Origin of the sequence: Roseibium sp. (genome assembly GCF_965229775.1) — a bacterium.
Lineage (GTDB): Bacteria > Pseudomonadota > Alphaproteobacteria > Rhizobiales > Stappiaceae > Roseibium.
In genome coordinates, this window is the sequence record NZ_OZ245929.1 from 2,078,391 (window position 1) to 2,095,532 (window position 17,142).

Annotated in this window: 17 protein-coding genes; 12 read left to right on the forward strand and 5 right to left on the reverse strand. The window is 61.4% G+C overall.

Going from position 1 to position 17,142, the window contains the following annotated elements:
- Nucleotides 1-142 precede the first annotated feature (142 nt).
- On the forward strand, nucleotides 143-712 hold the full coding sequence (locus ACO07N_RS09495) for a cytochrome b (protein WP_421980782.1): 570 nt from the start codon (nucleotides 143-145) through the stop codon (nucleotides 710-712).
- Between the two features lie 17 nt (nucleotides 713-729).
- Nucleotides 730-972 carry a hypothetical protein gene (locus tag ACO07N_RS09500; protein ID WP_421980783.1) on the forward strand — a complete coding sequence of 81 codons (243 nt, stop codon included), beginning with the start codon at nucleotides 730-732 and terminating at the stop codon, nucleotides 970-972.
- A 102-nt stretch (nucleotides 973-1,074) separates the two neighbouring features.
- Here ACO07N_RS09500 and ACO07N_RS09505 read toward each other — a convergent pair whose 3' ends face one another.
- On the reverse strand, nucleotides 1,075-2,937 hold the full coding sequence (locus tag ACO07N_RS09505; protein ID WP_421980784.1) for a CHASE2 domain-containing protein: 1,863 nt from the start codon (nucleotides 2,935-2,937) through the stop codon (nucleotides 1,075-1,077).
- The gene (locus tag ACO07N_RS09510) at nucleotides 2,934-3,446 is read right to left on the reverse strand and encodes a FecR domain-containing protein (RefSeq protein ID WP_421980785.1); all 513 of its coding nucleotides are present in this window, start codon (nucleotides 3,444-3,446) and stop codon (nucleotides 2,934-2,936) included. The genes ACO07N_RS09505 and ACO07N_RS09510 overlap by 4 nt, the downstream gene beginning before the upstream one ends.
- A gap of 127 nt (nucleotides 3,447-3,573) precedes the next feature.
- Here ACO07N_RS09510 and ACO07N_RS09515 point away from each other — a divergent pair, with 127 nt between their 5' ends.
- A complete protein-coding gene (locus tag ACO07N_RS09515) occupies nucleotides 3,574-4,275 on the forward strand; it encodes a Crp/Fnr family transcriptional regulator (RefSeq protein WP_421980786.1) in 702 nt (233 codons plus the stop codon).
- A 153-nt stretch (nucleotides 4,276-4,428) separates the two neighbouring features.
- Complete coding sequence (locus ACO07N_RS09520) at nucleotides 4,429-5,172, forward strand: aspartate/glutamate racemase family protein (protein WP_421980787.1); 744 nt, start codon at nucleotides 4,429-4,431, stop codon at nucleotides 5,170-5,172.
- A 43-nt stretch (nucleotides 5,173-5,215) separates the two neighbouring features.
- Here the strand turns inward: ACO07N_RS09520 and ACO07N_RS09525 are convergent, their stop codons facing one another.
- Nucleotides 5,216-5,914, reverse strand: a complete 699-nt coding sequence (locus ACO07N_RS09525) for a GntR family transcriptional regulator (protein WP_421980788.1) — start codon at nucleotides 5,912-5,914, stop codon at nucleotides 5,216-5,218.
- A 169-nt stretch (nucleotides 5,915-6,083) separates the two neighbouring features.
- Between ACO07N_RS09525 and ACO07N_RS09530 the strand changes: the two genes are divergently transcribed.
- From ACO07N_RS09530 to ACO07N_RS09560, 7 genes are all read left to right on the forward strand, one after another.
- Complete coding sequence (locus ACO07N_RS09530; RefSeq protein WP_421980789.1) at nucleotides 6,084-7,763, forward strand: thiamine pyrophosphate-binding protein; 1,680 nt, start codon at nucleotides 6,084-6,086, stop codon at nucleotides 7,761-7,763.
- Between the two features lie 3 nt (nucleotides 7,764-7,766).
- Complete coding sequence (locus tag ACO07N_RS09535) at nucleotides 7,767-9,020, forward strand: NAD(P)/FAD-dependent oxidoreductase (RefSeq protein ID WP_421980790.1); 1,254 nt, start codon at nucleotides 7,767-7,769, stop codon at nucleotides 9,018-9,020.
- Nucleotides 9,021-9,091: 71 nt separating this feature from the next.
- Nucleotides 9,092-10,072, forward strand: a complete 981-nt coding sequence (locus ACO07N_RS09540) for a TRAP transporter substrate-binding protein (RefSeq protein ID WP_421980791.1) — start codon at nucleotides 9,092-9,094, stop codon at nucleotides 10,070-10,072.
- 68 nt (nucleotides 10,073-10,140) lie between these two features.
- On the forward strand, nucleotides 10,141-10,668 hold the full coding sequence (locus tag ACO07N_RS09545; RefSeq protein WP_421980792.1) for a TRAP transporter small permease: 528 nt from the start codon (nucleotides 10,141-10,143) through the stop codon (nucleotides 10,666-10,668).
- A gap of 3 nt (nucleotides 10,669-10,671) precedes the next feature.
- A complete protein-coding gene (locus ACO07N_RS09550; protein ID WP_421980793.1) occupies nucleotides 10,672-11,982 on the forward strand; it encodes a TRAP transporter large permease in 1,311 nt (436 codons plus the stop codon).
- A 67-nt stretch (nucleotides 11,983-12,049) separates the two neighbouring features.
- Nucleotides 12,050-12,484: a universal stress protein gene (locus ACO07N_RS09555; protein ID WP_421980794.1), complete on the forward strand. Its 435-nt coding sequence runs from the start codon at nucleotides 12,050-12,052 to the stop codon at nucleotides 12,482-12,484.
- 43 nt (nucleotides 12,485-12,527) lie between these two features.
- Complete coding sequence (locus tag ACO07N_RS09560) at nucleotides 12,528-13,652, forward strand: enolase C-terminal domain-like protein (RefSeq protein WP_421980795.1); 1,125 nt, start codon at nucleotides 12,528-12,530, stop codon at nucleotides 13,650-13,652.
- A gap of 321 nt (nucleotides 13,653-13,973) precedes the next feature.
- Here the strand turns inward: ACO07N_RS09560 and ACO07N_RS09565 are convergent, their stop codons facing one another.
- Both ACO07N_RS09565 and ACO07N_RS09570 read right to left on the reverse strand, forming a co-directional pair.
- Nucleotides 13,974-14,720, reverse strand: a complete 747-nt coding sequence (locus tag ACO07N_RS09565; RefSeq protein WP_421980796.1) for a response regulator — start codon at nucleotides 14,718-14,720, stop codon at nucleotides 13,974-13,976.
- Nucleotides 14,701-15,999, reverse strand: coding sequence for a GAF domain-containing sensor histidine kinase (locus ACO07N_RS09570; protein ID WP_421980797.1), 1,299 nt, complete (start codon nucleotides 15,997-15,999; stop codon nucleotides 14,701-14,703). Before ACO07N_RS09570 ends, ACO07N_RS09565 begins: the two co-directional genes overlap by 20 nt.
- A 237-nt stretch (nucleotides 16,000-16,236) precedes the next feature.
- On the opposite strand from ACO07N_RS09570, the gene ACO07N_RS09575 reads away from it, so the two are divergent.
- Nucleotides 16,237-17,121: an SMP-30/gluconolactonase/LRE family protein gene (locus ACO07N_RS09575; protein WP_421984406.1), complete on the forward strand. Its 885-nt coding sequence runs from the start codon at nucleotides 16,237-16,239 to the stop codon at nucleotides 17,119-17,121.
- Nucleotides 17,122-17,142: the final 21 nt, after the last annotated feature.

Sequence of the window (17,142 nt, forward strand, 5' to 3'; positions counted from 1 at the left end):
GTCACAGGTACACGGGCATTCTGGCCGCTATCTTTTCAAGTGTCGGAAGGGCAGGTCGTGCACCTGTTCAACGGTATCTTCAGTCAAACCTGTCAGGATGGCCGGATACCGGGGACCCTGATACGGGCAACAGGAGAGAGAGATGTCAGCGCACATGACGGCAAACGACCAATCGGTCCAACCGGGGGACTTGACCATTTCAACGCCCCGTTACGGGTCAGCTGCCCGATTGCTTCATTGGGCCGTGGCCGTGCTCGTGCTTTTGACCTGGCCACTTGGGCTCATGATCGGCTTTGCGAAAAAGGACGTCGTCTCCAGCTTTTACCTGCTCCATGAAAGCTTCGGCTTCGTGATTCTCTGGCTGATGCTTCTGCGGGTCGGCAACAAGCTTGTTTCCAGGGCCCCGCCTCACGAAGGCCCGGCCATCGAGCGCATCGCCGCAGCCACTGTTCACGGGCTTCTCTATGCGTTCCTGATCATCATGCCGGTGTCCGGTTTCCTGGCGACCAATGCACACGGGTTTCCGCTGAACTGGTTCGGGATCGTTCAGGTCTGGAGCCCCATCGGCAAGAGCCCCGACATCGCCTGGACACTGTCCGCCATTCACGAATGGAGCGCCTGGATCCTGTTCACCCTGTTCGCGCTTCACATCGGTGCAGTTCTGTTTCACCACATGATTAAAAGAGACAAGACACTTTACAAGATACTTTAGGGTCAGGATCCATTCATTTGGATGAATTGGTAGGGATGAATTTGTTCGGATACGAGGCGAAAATCTGCAGGAAACCGTCCGGTTTCCAAAGATTTGCAACGACGTTGCCGGGCAAATTCACCCTATCCCTGCGGGACGCAAAAACGGCTTCGATCTGCTTCGTCAAACCGCTCAACCGGGCAGGAAGCCCGCTTGTCGCGCTTTTCCTCGCAGCTCATCGCCGTTTGCTGCGCCAATTAAACCAAATTAATGGGTCCTGACCCTAGCCCTTGAGACTGCACCGAGGAAGCGCGTGGGCGGCCGGCACATTGGAGTGCCGGCCGCCACCTGTTCTTGCCCTGCATGATAAACGGCCCGTCCGTTCATCCGGTTCCACCGGGCGCAACGAAGCCGGGCGGGATCTCGCCAGATCGCCACAGGCCGACGGTCAGTTCCTGTTGCCGTCCGCGGATCGCAACCGTCGCCTGGCGCGGTGGCGAATAATCCAATTCGGTCATCGCCGAGGTGGCGCGCATCAGGTCGGAGGAAAGCACGACCGACGCGTCGTGGTCCTTGGCGACTTCCAGCAGGCGGGCGGCCACGTTGACACAGTCGCCGGTTGCCGCGATCTGCTGCTGACTGTCATGGCCAAGGCGTGACAGGACGACCTCTCCGACATGCGCGCCCACCCGCACGCGGCTGATACGCCCAGCCATCCCTGCATCCGCGATCCACTGGCTGACACGGCGCTCCAGCTCGAAGCAGCAGCCGGCAGCGTTCGCAGGATCTTCTGCCGAGGCATCCGGAATGCCGAAACCGAGCATGGCGCCATCGCCCATAAAGTCGAGCACCACGCCGTCATACTGGCTGACGACGTCCACGACGATGGTGTGAAACTCCTTCAGGAAGTCCCGGGTTCTGACGGGACCGAGCTCTTCGCTGAGCCCGGTGTACCCTGAAAGATCGACAAACAGCATCGCGGCGTCCTGCTCTTTCGGGACGGCAAGAAAAGTAGGGTCTTCGGCAACTCGGCCGGCCAGTTTTGGCGACTGGAACCGGCTCAGAGCGGCGCTGGCACGTGCCAGCTTCTGGGAACGGAGACGTTCGAAAACCTGTCGTGACAAAAGCAGGGCGATGACCGGCGGCAGGCTCGCGGCAAAGGGAAGCGCCGCATTCAGCCATTGCCCTTGCCCGAACAGGATCATCGTGAGCGCGAGCCAGCCGGCGAGCAGGGCGATGTAGAAAAAGACGGCTGGCGCGAGCGGCAGAAAGGCAATGGCGGCGAGCCCCAGAAGCGTGATTGTCAGGGCAGCTGCAGCGTCGGTGAGGCGGATTGCGCCAGTGCGCAGGAGCGCCGATCCGTCGAGAAGATTGGCGATGCCCGTTGCCTGTATCTCGACGCCGGGCATGACCGGATCGAAGGGGGTGGCGAACCGGTCGCCAACGGCCGTTGCCGTGACACCGAGAACGGCAAGACGGCCGTGCAGATCGACCGGGTCGCCGTCAAGCAGGCGCGCCGCGCTGATCGTGTCGACGGTTTCGGCCGGGCCGTAATAATTGAGGGCGAGATGCCATCCCAGATCGAGCGGCTGGACGCGGTCGCCAATGCGGACACCCTCTTCGGTAAGGCTTGGCGTCCGCCCCGAAGCGAGTTCCAGCGCCTTGAGGCCGAAGGACGGTTGCAGGCCCGATCCGGACAGGAACAGGAGAGGGATGTGCCGGGGCGTGCCGCCGTCATCTGTCACGATGTTCACCAGTCCCACGGTGGCGGTTTCCGCGAACCGTGGGTCGGGAGCCAGCGCTTCGCGAACGACGGGAACCGCACTTGCCGTCTGCTGTGCATCGGCGACCCGTGCAGCGGCGGCAATCACTGCCGGGAGGCTCTCAAGCGTTGCCGCAAGCGCAGCGTCATCCGTTTCCGTCGATTCTCCTGACAGGAGAATGTCGATGGCGATTGCGGCCGCGCCGGCCTCGCGGATCCCGGTCACCAGTTCTGCCAGCGTTTTCCGGTCGAGGGGATAGGTTCCGACCTCCGACACGGTCCGGTCGTCGATGGCGACGATGGTGATATTCTCCGGGGCGGGCCGTTCACCGGCAAGCGTGATTCGCAGATCAAGCAGCACGGTCTCGAAACGGTCGATGACGCTCGCCGTGCCGGCAAGATGCTGCTGGCAGAGCAACGCCGCCCAGACCAGGCCCGAAAGCAGCGCGAGAGCAGCAACCCAGCGCGGCAGCGCAGATGTCATCGCCCGAAGCGGTTCAACAGGCTCGTGACGCGCTGAGCGCCCCATTCGCGCACCACCAGAGGCTCGCCCGGGGTAACGTCGACCCCGAACCCGGGACCGAGAACGACCGTGTCGCTGCCATCGGGCCTGGAGACCGCCACCTCGCCCTCGGCGACGAAGACCGCCGTCTTGCCGTCTTCCACGTCAACGGCGTATTCCGTGCCGCGAACGGCGGCGATCGCGTGCGGCGTGCGGATCTGGAACGGGCCGCTGCCCGGTTCCATTTCGATCAGGACCGCGTCCGAGGACACCTCGACATCGGTGGGCCGGCCGTCGGGCGCGGCCGTCACGATGCCGAGCGCCGCCGCGGCTTCCGCTTCGATGACCAGACCGCCCGGGCATTGATAGGCGATCCGGGGCGGGTCTGTGAGGTCGGTCGCGGTGCATCCCGCAAGCGTCTGCGCCGCCGTTACGCGAGGCAACACGATGACCAGGAGCGAGAGCAACGCTGGCAGAACGAAGTTTCTCATTGTCACCTCTTCGGAAAGTGCTTTTCAAACGGGCTCAATTGGTAGCATACCTGCATGTCGGTAGCAGACCGTGCTTAAAGTTGTAAGAAGCCAATTGCGTCAAATATAGGCAGAAAGAGGTTAGAACATGGAAGCCGATCGCGAATTCGACAAGGAGAAGCTGCTCGGCAAGAGTTTCGTGTTCGACGCGCTCGATGACCAGGCGCGCCACGAACTTGCGGCATTCGCCTATGTGAAACGCTTCCGGTCGGGAGACGTGATCTTCTCCATGGGCGATCCGGGCCAGAGCATGATGGCGATTGCCGAAGGCTCGGTCCGTGTCAGCATGCTGACGCCGAGTGCGCGCGAAATCACGCTGAACGACCTGCAGGCCGGTGATGTTTTCGGGGAAATTGCCTTGCTGGATGGCGGCGAACGTTCGGCCAGCGTCAAGGCGCTCACGAATTGCGCGCTGATCGTTCTGGAAAGAAGATCCCTGCTGGATGTGCTCAGCCGCAATCCGGACCTTTCCATCCATCTGATCGAACTGCTGTGCCAGCGGGTGCGCCGTTCCGACGAACGCATGATCGAGATCGCGTTTCTGGATCTGCCCGCCCGCCTGGCCCGGCTCGTCATCCGGTTGACCGAGGCCGCGCCGGGATCGCCGGAAAAACCGTTGAAGAAACTCTCCCAGTCCCAGTCGGAACTGGCGGGCATGATCGGCAACACCCGCGAGAACGTCAACCGTTGCCTCAGGAGATGGCAGAAGGCGGAGCTGGTCACGCTGCGCGACGGCTGGCTGATCATCGACAACCGCGATGCCCTGCAGGATCTGGCCGAAGGGGACTGATCGTCTTCCGCGCGCCCCGGCACCGGTCTTTCGGGCGTTGACCGGTCGGGGAATGCCGGGAAATTTTCCAGAGACTGATATTTCTGTATACAGGTCTGCGTTCAAATTTGTATATTTTGGATCTACGGTTCACGGAGTGGGAAGGATGACCCGTTGACACCTCAGCGCGGCGGCAAGACCGTCTATGGAGCAAATGTCGGAATACTGATGTTGGAAACACGCTTTCCGCGCATTCCGGGGGACATGGGCAATGCTCTGACCTGGCCGTTCCCGGTTCAGTACCGGGTTGTCCGTGGTGCGTCGCCCGATCTCGTGGTCAGGTGCGACGCGCGCCCGCTTCTCGATGTCTTCATTGCAGCGGCAAGGGATCTTGTTGCCAGCGGTTGCGACGGCATCACGACGAATTGCGGCTTCCTGTCGATCCTGCAGGATCAACTCGCCCGGGAAATCGACGTGCCCCTGGCAACGTCTTCGCTGATGCAGGTTCCCATGGTCCAGTCGACGCTCGCCCCCGGAAAACGGGTCGGCATCCTGACCATCTCGAGTGAAACGCTGACCCCCGACCATCTGAACGCTGCAAATGTGCCGCTGGACACACCTGTTGTCGGGACCGAAGGCGGACGGGTGTTCACCCGGAATATTCTCGGCGATGCGCCCGAGATCGACTTTGCCGCTTGCCGGGAGGACATGCGTGATGCGGCCCGGGAACTGGTTTCGCAACATGAGGGCATCGGCGCGATCGTCCTGGAATGCACCAACATGGTGCCCTACGCGGCCGATATCCGCAGGCTTACGGGTCTGCCTGTCTATTCAATCTACAACTACGTGCTCTGGTTCCAGCAGAGCCTTGCGCCTGCAAGGTTTCCGGAAGAACTGGACGACCCGCGCTGGGGGTGAGCAGAGACTTTAGGCCGGGTGAAAACGGCAGACATGCGCCGCTTCAAATGCTTGGCACGTAAAGCTGCGAATAGGCGAGGCGGACCAGTTCGATGGTTTCCTCGCTGCGCCGTTCGATGTGGCTGCGCAGGGCCGTCACCGCGGTGTCCGTGTCCCTGTTTTTCACCGCGTCGACGATCTTGCGGTGCGCGGGCAGGGACGGATCCTCGTGCGCTCCATCTTCCATCTGTTCGCGGATCTGGCGGAAATTGATCAGGCGGACGTAACGTATCCGTTCATTCAGGTTGCTGAGCAGCCTGACCAGTTCGCCGTTGCCGGACAGCGCGGCAAGGCGGAGATGAAACTCTTCGTCCTGCTGCAGCACTTCGGTGAGATCCGTCGAGGTGAAATAGGTCTTCTCGAAATCGTCGAGATAGTCGCAAAGGGCCTGGATCTCGTCGTCACCGGCGTTTTCGATCCCCCGGATGATGCCTTCTGTCTCGATGGCGCAGCGCGCCTGATAAAGCTCCAGCACCTTGGCCGGTTCCAGCGGGCGGCAGAAGAAGCCCTGTCCCTTCGCAAGCGTCAGGAAACCTTCCGCGACGAGCCGGTTCAGGGCTTCGCGCAGCGGCGTTCGGCTGGCGCCAAGCCTGGTGGTCAGGGCGGATTCATTGATGCGCTCGCCCGGTTTGAAGTCGAAATTGATCGCCATGTCGCGCAGCGTCTCGTAGACGCGGTCAACGCTGCTGAGGCGCTTTGTCATTGTGGTCCCGCCGTGCACAGTCTGTTCGTCTGCTCCCTGATAGATCAAAAACCGCGCTTTGTGAACATTTGCGCCTTCACATTTGCCTACAGAGCTGTATACAATATTGAGTGCAGCTGAATTTGCCTGCGTGGCATGCGTCTTGTCGGGGGATATGGTGCGAAACACAATGAACGGTGCCGAGGCGATGGTGCGGTCTCTGGAGGCCCACGGTGTGCGCCATATCTTCGGGCTTTGCGGCGACACCACGCTGCCCTTCTACGACGCCATGCACAATCTTGACCACGGCATCACCCATGTCCTGACGCGCGATGAGCGCAGCGCGGCCTATATGGCCGACGCCTATGCGCGCGTCACCGGGCGCGTCGGCGTGTGCGAGGGCCCGTCAGGCGGCGGTGCAACCTACATCCTGCCGGGCCTGATCGAGGCCAACGAGAGCTCCTACGCTGTGCTGTCGATTACGACCGACATATCGGTCGGGTCCTACGGCAAGTATCCCCTGACGGAGGTCGATCAGGAAGCGCTGATGCGGCCCCTTACCAAGTTCAACACGGTCATCAGGCGTGCCGATCACATACCACGCATGGTGCGTCAGGCCTTCCGCGCCATGACGACAGGCCGTCCGGGCTCGTCGCATCTCGGCCTGCCCTATGACATTCAATATGATCCGGTTCCCGCCGATGACATCTGGGCGGACCCGAAACTCAAATCGTTTCCATCCTATCGCGCCGCGCCGGAACCCGGTGCCGCGGAGGCGGCGGTCGAGGCAATCCTGACGGCGGAGTCGCCCCTGATCGTCTGTGGCGGCGGCGTCGTGATCGCCGGGGCAATGGATGAGCTCGACCGGATTGCCAGCCGGCTGGATCTCGCGGTCGCAACCTCCATCTCGGGCAAGGGGTCACTTGCCGACACGCACCCGCTCTCGCTTGGCGTGGTCGGGTCGAACGGCGGAACCGACGAAACCTGGGAAATGATGGAAGCAGCCGACCTCGTGATCTTCATGGGGTGCCGCGCCGGGTCCACCACGACCTCGCGCTGGGAAGCGCCCAAGCCCGGCCAGCGCATTGTGCATTTCGACAGTGACCCCATGACGATCGGTGCGAACTATCCGACCGAGGTCGGCGTGGTCGCGGACCTGAAGCTGGCTCTGGAGGCGGTCAACGCCTGTCTCGACACCCGCGAAGGCGTGTTGCCGTCCTTCGGCGGTGCCGCAAAGGTCGCCGATATCAAGGCCCGCAAATTCGCGAAGTTCCAGGCACTGGCCGAAAGCGACACGGACCTGATCATTCCCGAACAAATCATTGACACCTTGAACAAAACCCTTCCTCATGATGCGATCGTGGTTTCGGATCCTGGAACAAGCTGCCCCTATTACAATGCCTATTCGCAGCAACAGCATGCTGGACGTCAGTACATCACCAACCGTGCGCACGGCGCGTTGGGCTATTCGCTGTCGGCTGCTCTCGGGGCATGGTACGGGCAGCCGGACAGGAAGGTTGTCGCCATGATGGGGGACGGGTCTTTCGCGTTCGCCTGCGGTGAACTGGAAACGGTCGTGAGATCCGCCGCGCCGATCACCTATGTCGTCTTTTCCAACTCCGCCTTTGGCTGGATCAAGGCGAGCCAGTATGCCGACTGCGACAGGCGCTACTACAATGTCGATTTCAATCGGACCGACCAGGCCGCGGTTGCTGCCGCATTCGGCCTGAAGACCTGGAAGGTTGAGAAGGCCGAAGATCTGGATGGCGTCATGCGCGAGGCCATGGCGCATGACGGGCCGACGCTTGTCGACGTGATCTGTCAGCCACTCGAAGAAGCCGCCGCCCCGGTGCGGCGCTGGATGGGGTGAGCGATGGGCCCGGCTGTGTCTCCCCATGTCGTTGTGATCGGTGCCGGCGTTGTCGGCGTTTCAACGGCAATCTGGCTGCGCCGGGCCGGTATCGACGTCACGATCGTCGATCGCGTTAAAGCGGGAACATCTGCTTCGACCTCTTACGGCAATGCGGGGGTTCTCGCGGCCTGTTCCGTTGCGCCCGTGACCGCGCCGGGTCTGGTGCGCAAAAGTCCGAAGATGCTCCTCAATCCGGACTTCCCGCTGTTCCTGCGCTGGTCCTATCTGCCGAAACTGACGCCCTGGCTGCTGAAATATCTGTCGCATGCCAATGACAAGGACACGCGCCGCATTTCCGAAGGCCTTGCGCCGATCCTTTACGATTCCCCGTCGCAGCACGACGCGCTGGCCAGGGGAACGGGTGCCGAAGACTGGCTGGTCCATTCCGACTACAGTTTCGTCTATCCCTCGCGCGCCGCGTTCGAGGCGGATGAATATACCTGGATGATCCGGCGGATGGCCGGTTTCGAGCCGGACATTCTCGAAGGCGATGCGGTTCGTGACTATGAACCGAACCTGTCGGCGGACATGAAACTGCTGGCGGTCATGCACGATCACGGCTTTGTCCGCGATCCGGGCCGCTATGTTGCAGCGCTTGCGGAGGAAGCCGCGAAACTGGGCGCAGCGTTCGTCCAGGCCGAGGTGAAGGATTTCACCTTCACCGATGGCCGGGTCACGCAGGTCATCACCGACGGCGACGACATCGATTGCACCCAAGTGGTTCTGGCGACCGGGGTCTGGTCCGGTTCCCTGGCAAAGAAGCTCGGTCTTGCCGTGCCGCTGGAATCCGAGCGCGGTTACCACATCGTGTTGCAGGCTGCCGAAAACGGCCCGGCGACCCCCATGATGGTCACCACAGGCAAGTTTGTCGCGACACCGATGAAAGCCGGGCTGAGATGTGCCGGCGTTGTTGAATTCGGCGGACTGGAGGCAGGGCCTTCCAAGGCACCGCTTGACCTGCTGCGCAGGACGGTTGCGCAGACATTTCCGAAATTGACGTTCGAAAAGGAAGAGAGCTGGCTTGGTCATCGCCCGGCTCCTTCCGACAGTTTGCCACTGATCGGAGAAATCGGGGCATCTGGCGTCTTTGCCGGCTTTGGGCACCATCACGTCGGCCTCACGGCCGGTCCCAAGACCGGGCGCATTCTGGCGGGTCTCATCTCTGGAGACCGTCAGAACATTGACCTGTCGGCCTATGATCCGCAACGGTTCTGAGCCGGCGATATGAGAGCAGCGTGTCCCGCACAAGCGGGGCATGAGGGGACACAATAACGAGGAGGTTCTCCATGTCCGGAATAACGAAAATCCTTATGGCCGGCGTCGCCGTTTCCACATTGGCGGCAGGCACCGTTTCCGCGGAAACATGGGACATGCCCATGGCGTATGCGGCGACCAACTTCCACTCGGCAACCGGTGAGAAATTTGCCGAATGCGTGACACTCGGCACCGGCGGCGCGCTGGAAATCAAGACGCATCCGGGCGGTTCCCTTTATTCGGGTGCCGAGATCAAGCGTGCGATCCAGACAGGACAGGTTCCGATCGGTGAGCGGCTGCTGTCGGGCCACCAGAACGAGAATGCGATCTTCGGGTTCGATTCCGTGCCGTTCCTCGCAACGTCGTTCGAAGATTCCGAAAAGCTCTGGGAAGTGGCCAAAGAGCCCCTGACCGAGATTCTCAAGGAGCAGAACCTGCACCTGCTTTATTCCGTGCCGTGGCCGGCGCAGGGTCTTTACTTCGACCGTGAAGTGAACTCCCTGGAAGACGTCAAGGGCCTGAAGTTCCGGACCTACAACAACGCAAGTGCACGGATGGCGGAACTTGCCGGCATGCAGCCGGTCCAGATCGAGGCTGCCGAAATCAGCCAGGCCTTTGCCACCGGCGTGGCCCAGGGCATGGTGTCTTCCGGGTCTACCGGTTACGACCGCAAGATCTGGGAAAGCCTGTCGCACTATTACGCCGCCGATGCCTGGCTGCCGCGCAACTATGTCATGGTCAACATGGACAGCTGGAACGCGCTGGACGACACCACCAAGAACGTTATCAGCGGCTGTGCGGCGATGGCGGAATATGCAGGTGACTGGCGGTCCATCCAGTACAACGAGTTCACGGTCAACGAGCTCGGCAAGAACGGCATGACCACCGGCCGCGTGAGCGACACCATGGCGGAAGAGCTTCGCGCCATCGGCGAGACCATGACGGGAGAATGGCTCGAGACCGCCGGCGATCAGGGCAAGGCCATCGTCGATGCATTCAAGGCAAAACAGTAGTCTACCCGCATGACAACATCTGCCCGGCGATCATCGCCGGGCACACTTGCCTATGAAGGGGGATGGCGGTGGCTGTTTTCAAGCTTTTGCGCACCGGTCTTGATGCGCTCTACAAATTCGCCGGATATCTGGCGGCGGTTTTTCTGATCCTGATCCTTTTCTTCGTGGCCTCGCAGATGGTCGCAAGGTGGGGTGGCGGGATCATCACCGGCGCGCCCGACTTCACGGGTTACTGTATGGCGGCGGCATCCTTCCTGGCCTTGCCTTATGCATTGAACAGCGGCAGCCACATTCGCGTCAGCCTGTTGCTGACCGCGCTCGGTCGTTACCGCAAGTTCGGCGAGATCTGGTGCTGGGCAATTGCCAGTTACCTGACCTACCTGTTTGCGCGCTATGCCATCAAGTTCACCTACGAAAGCTACCGCTTCAACGAAATCAGCCAGGGGCATGATGCCTGGCCGATCTGGATACCGCAGATGTCCATGGCGATCGGGACCGTGCTTCTTGCCATCTGCGCATTCGACAATCTTCTGACGACGCTGTTCACGGGCCGGGACAATATCCATGCCCCCGGCGAGAAAGCGCAGGGGGAATAAGACATGGAAGAGATCTACCTCGTTCTCATTTTCCTGTTCGTCCTGTTCCTGCTTCTGGGAACCGGTGTCTGGGTCGGGCTCGCCCTTTTCGGCGTTGCCTATCTCGGGCTGGAGATGTTCACCTCGCGCCCGGCCGGCGACGCCATGCTGACGCGCATCTGGACCGGCTCGTCCAGCTGGACCCTGACAGCGCTGCCACTGTTCATATGGATGGGCGAGATCCTGTTCCGAAGCCGATTGTCGCAGGACATGTTCCGCGGCCTCAGTCCGTGGATGCAGCGCCTTCCGGGCGGCCTCGTCCATGTCAACATCGTCGGCTGCACAATCTTTGCCGCCGTTTCCGGCTCGTCCGCGGCAACGCTGACCACAGTGGGCAAGATGTCCATTCCCGAACTGCGCAAGCGCGGTTATCCCGAATACATGACGATCGGAACGCTGACCGGCGCGGCAACACTTGGTCTGATGATCCCCCCGTCGCTGACGCTGATTGTCTACGGCGTCGCCGTCGAGCAATCGATTTCCAAGTTGTTCATGGCCGGCATCCTGCCGGGGATCGTGCTCGCAGGCATGTTCATGGCCTATGTGGCGGGCTGGTCGTTTCTGCGGCCGAGTGAAGTGCCGAAGATTGCCAATCGCATGAGTTTTTCCGAAAAGCTGCGCGAAAGCCGGTTTCTGATCCCGATCATCCTGCTCATCCTGGTTGTCATCGGCTCCATGTATGGCGGCTGGGCAACGGCAACCGAAGCGGCCTCCATCGGTGTTATCGGGGCATTCATCCTGGCGGCGGCGCAAGGCTCGCTCAACAGGAAGACCTTTATCGACAGCCTGCTCGGAGCCACCAAGACATCTGCGATGATCGCGCTGATCCTGATGGGGGCGACGGCCCTGACGCTCGCCATGGGCTTCACCGGACTGCCGCGGGCCCTGGCGGAATTCATCGAGAGCCTGCAGCTGTCGCAGTTCTCGCTGCTGATGGCGCTGATGCTGTTCTACATCGTGCTCGGCATGTTTCTCGACGGCATTTCGTCCGTCGTTCTGACGATGGCGATCGTTCAGGAAATGGTCATCGGCGCAGGAATAGATCTGATCTGGTTCGGCATCTTCATCGTGATCGTGGTCGAAATGGCGCAGATCACGCCTCCGATCGGCTTTAACCTGTTCGTCATGCAGGGGATCACCAATCACGAAATGGGCTACATCGCAAAGACCGCGATCCCCCTGTTCCTGATCATGGTGCTCATGGTCTTCGTGATGATCTTTGTCCCCGAGCTGGCCACCTTCCTGCCGGACAACATGCGCGGTCCCCGAGGATGACACTTGCCGGAGACGGCTGAGCGCTGTCTCCGGCACCAACAGGAATACCTTCCAGGAGGAAGTCGTCATGGCAAACGTCAAGATCATTGCCGCCGTGGACCTGCACCACAGGGAAGCCGATGCGTGTGTTGTCCGGGAAGCCATCATGCTGGCGCAAAGCCACGATGCCGGGGTCGAACTGGTTTTCGTGATCCCGGATCAGCAGAATACCTACGTCCAGGCCTATATCCCCGACGACATGCGCGACCAGGTGGAAACGGATGCCCGCAAGGATCTGGCAGATTATGCGGCCGGGTTTGACTGGAAGTCCGTATCCTGCACGACGGAAGTCCTGCGCGGCGTCGTCTATGAAAAACTGATCGAACATGCGGACAAGCTCTCTGCCCGGTTCATTGTCATCGGCGCGAACCGGCCGAGCGTGAAGGATCTCTTCATCGGACCGAACGCGGCGCGCGTGTCGCGGTTCGCGTCCTGCTGCGTTCTGGTCGTCCGGCCCGAATAATTCTGTCCCCGTCGACCCTTTCCAATTCTGCTCGGAGGCGTGCGTGAGCGACCACAAGATCGAACACATCCGGGTTCACCGCATCAGCATTCCGGCGAAGGCTGTCCACTCGCATGGCAGCGGCGACGTTGCCGGGATCAACGTTGCGATCCTGGAAATGAGGACCGACACCGGCCTCACCGGCTGGGGCGAAGCCTCGCCCTGGCCGGTCTTCACCGGCACGGCTGAGGGGTGCGCCGCGGCCCTTCATGTGCATTTACGGCCCCACCTGGTCGGCCAGGATCCCGTGCAGGTCGAGAAGCTCATGTCGACGGCGGACAAGATCATCGTCGGGCATCCCGAAGCCAAGGCGGCCCTCGAAATGGCGCTGCTGGACATCACCGGCCAGATTTCCGGGCTTTCGGTCGCAGAACTCGTCGGCGGCAGACAGCGCGACCATATGGGCATGAGTTTTTCCATCGCAAATCCCGACTTTGACAAGGATCTGGAAGACGTTGCCGCGATGTGGGCGGACGGTGTCCGGATCTTCAAGTTCAAGACCGGGTTTTCGGACCATCGTTTCGACCTCATGCGCCTGGAAAAGATGCGCGAGATCTACGGCGAGGAGGCCGATATCCGCATCGACTACAATCAGGGCCTGCCGGCCTATGATGCCGTGCGGCGGGTGCGTGACCTGGAGGCCTTCCGCCCGACCTTCGTGGAACAGCCGGTCAGGATGCACGAGCGCGAGGTCATGGCGCATATCGCGCAGGTGATCGACGCACCGATCATGGCCGATGAGAGTGTCTTCGACCCCAAGGGTGCGCTTTACGCGGCGCAAATCCGCATGGCCGATATCTTCTCGCTCAAGATCATGAAGTCAGGCGGCATCCGCCGCGCGCTCGAGGTCGCGGCGATTGCCCGCGCCGCCGGGATCGAGGTATACGGCGGCTGCATGTTCGAGACCGGCCTGGCGCACACCGCCGGAGCGCATCTCATGGCGGCCGTGCCGGACCTGATCCTTCAGTGCGAATTCTACATGGCGACCTACTACGCCGAGGAAGATATCCTGACCGAACCGTTCCCGGTCAGGAACGGGCGTGTCCATGTTCCGAAGGGCAAGGGACTCGGCGTTGGGGTGGACCCGGAGAAGCTGGAAAAATATGCGGTCGCCGATATGCTCGAGTGAGGTGGAGGTTGTCGCAAACGAGTGACGGTCCTGGTTGATGGCCCTGTTGCCCCCCACCCCTGACCCCTCCCCCATCCGGGAGAGGGGAACGAGTCCGCACAGGACGTGACTGGCAGATCCGTCGATCAGGCTCATTATTGATTACAGCATGACTTGTCGGTGGAACGGAATTCCCCTCCCCCTGGTGGGGGAGGGGTCAGGGGTGGGGGTATCGATGCAGCTTGCAAGGCACCTCAACTCCGACAGGCGCCCTAAGCCTGAAAGCAAGGCAAGTTTCCGATCCGTTTCCTGGCGACAAAGCCTTCGAGATGGTGCTGAGCTTCAGTTTGGGACTGTCGTCTTGCTGGTTGCTTCCGCCCAGGTCTGGTAGTCGAGTTCGGCGGCCTCGATTGCCTTGCCGTTCACGAGCCGCCGCAAGAACGCGATGCTGACGGCGCGCGAGCGGCTGTTGTAGATCGCAGCCCCGTCCGGATCGCGGTCGGTATCCTGATCGAGCCCGAGCTTTTCGTAAAGCGCCTGCAACCGGCTTTGCACGCTGCGCAGTGAAATGCCGCGCCGCCTGGAAATCGTCCTGTCCGTCAGTCCGAGGGCGATGTCGATCAGGACCTCGTATTCGGCATCGGTGAGTCCCTGCAGCCGGTCGTCGGCCCGCTGCTGAACGCCGCGCACCGTCCTGTCGATGATGCACTGCTCTTCCACGAAAACGCCTTGCAGGGCCAGTTTCAGGCGGTCTTCGGAGGCGGATTTCAGGATATAGCCGTAGGACGCGCCGGGCGGAACGATCCGGGATATCCCCCGGACGTATGCCTCGTCTGCATAGTTGGACCAGAACAGGATGCGTGTCTCGGGCTCCTGGCGCCAGATCGCTCGCGCTGCTTCAACACCGGTCCTGTTCGGCATCTGCAGATCCATGACGATCGCATCCGGGCGGTGCTTGGCGGCAAGCGCGATGCCCTCGTCCCCGTTCTGCGCTTCGGTCAGTTCCGTCACGTCCGGCAGTTCCCGTTCCACGACCTCCCGGAGGAAGGAGCGGTGCAGGACATCGTCTTCAACTATCAAGATACGCATTGGTCTGATTTTGTTCTGGCAAGGGGAATGTGGTCTGATCGCCGAGCGGAAGGGACACGCGGACACGCGTTCCCGACAGGTCGGCGCAAGGTTCGATTTCGAACCGCGCCGAAATCAGGGTTGCACGCGTGCGCATGTTCTCGATTCCGCCGAGATGATCGCCGTCGTCGCCGGTTAGCCCGCAGCCGTCATCGGATATGGCAAGGCTCAGCAAGTGCTCGGACTGCGAAAGCACAACGCGGATCCGGGAGGCATCCGCATGTTTGATCGCGTTGTTCACCGCCTCCTGCGCGATGCGGAAGAGGGCGATCTGATGGGTTTCCTGCAATGCGTTGCCGGCACCGTCGGTTTCGTCGGCGAACTCCACCGAGATCGGTCTTGCCTGGGAGGCGACCGCCCGTTCGAGCAGGGCTTCAATACCCTGTTCGAAGCCGAACAGCTTCAGAACGCTCGGCCGGGCATCTTCGATGATGCTCCTGAGTTCCTGCAGACACCCTTCCAGCCGGTCGGTCAGCGTGGTCAGTGTCTCGCCCGGGATCTTCGGGGCCTGCCTGAGCCGGCGCAATTCGTGGCTGAGCCGGGTCAGGTCGGCAAGGGTCTGGTCGTGCAGGTCCATGCCGATCCTCTGCCTTTCCAGTTCGAGTGCTTCCGTCAGGCGCAGCGCGCCGGCGCGCAGGCCTTCCGCGTGAGCATGGATTTCCGCCTGCCGGATGGCCGCCTTGCGGGCACGCTCACCCTGGTTCAGGGCATGGATATAGGAGGACAGCAGGTCGGCGACATACTGGGCGATGGTCACGTGGCTGTCTTCATAAATGTCGCGCGCATGACAGGAATAGGACAGCGCGCCGATCACCTTGCCTTCCACCTGCAGCGGCACGTGCAGGCGGCTGCGCAGGCGGGCATCGAAGATCGGATCGCTGAATGCGCCGTCAAAGTGGAAGCGCTCGTCCAGCTGGGCGTCCGCGGTCAGGATGAAATCTTCCTCGCCGCGCAGAATGCTGCGGATCGGGCTGACGGAAATCGGGACCGGCTCGGGCGCGTCCCCCCACCCCGTGTGCAGGCGGGCCTCGTAGGCAACATGCATGTCGCCTTCGCCGGTGAGAATGCAGACGTCGATGTGATCGTGGGGCAGAAAGTAACCGACCTCTTCAGACACCTTCTGGATCAGCGACTGAAAATCAAGTTGTCCGGCCACTGCCCGTGAGATCAGCAGGAACCGCTGCAGCATGGCCTCGGTGCTAATGGCGTTCGCTCCGGTACTTGTTTTTTCTTGCGCCAAGGATACCGGTCTCCGGTTTTTCTCTCCTGCGTCATTTCCGCTTTGTCGCCGTTGAAACCAGCATCAAAGGCTGCGGGTTCCCGCAAGAGGTTTGTCGAAACTACAGCATACAATGTGCGGGCGGCATGGAAAGCTCCCTGAACAACAAAGCAATCGCCGCCGGATCAGAACATTGAAACCGGCGGGCCAGGGAGACAGCGTCCATTGCATGATGGGGTGGAAATCGCGTGCGAACGCATGCGGGATCTTGTGATCCCGATCTGCGGTCTGGAGCGCCTTTACGAAAACTGCCTGTGGGCGGAGGGTCCGGCCTATTTTGCGGCAACGGATTGCGTCGTCTGGTCCGACATTCCCAACAACCGCATTCTGCAGTGGGTCGAAGGCCTTGGAACGCGCCCCCTGACGACGGCGTCCAACCACGCCAACGGCAATACGATCGATTGCGAGGGCCGCCTGATCAGCTGCGAGCACCTGACCCGTTCCGTGACCCGCCGCGAACATGACGGTTCCCGGACCGTGCTGGCGTCGCAATACGGCGGCAGACGACTGAACTCGCCGAACGATGTCGTGGTGAAATCCGACGGGTCCGTATGGTTCACGGATCCGACTTACGGCATCCTGACGGATTACGAGGGCGAGCGCGCCGAACCCGAGCAGGACGGCTGTTATGTCTATCGGCTCGATCCGGAAACGGGTGAGGTCGAGCCTGTCATCAAGACCATGGTGAAACCCAATGGCCTGGCTTTTTCGCTTGATGAAAGTCGCCTTTACGTCTCCGACACGGGTGTCTCGCATCTTGCCGGCGGGCCGCATCACATCATGGCCTTTGAGCTCGGCGCTTCCGGCCGCCCCGAGAGCGAGAGCGTGTTTGCCGAGATTTCGCCGGGCGTGCCGGACGGCTTCAGGCTGGACGAGTTCGGCAACATCTGGACCAGCTCCGGCAACGGTGTTCAGGTCTTCGCGCCGGACGGAACTTATCTCGGGCGCATCGTCATTCCCGAAGCCGTCGCCAACCTGACATTTGGCGGTGCGAAAAACAATCGCCTGTTCATCACGGCCACGACGTCGCTCTACGCGATTTATGTTGGTGTCCGTGGGGCAACCAGGAGGAGAGCTTTCTGACTATCCGGAATTGAGGACTGA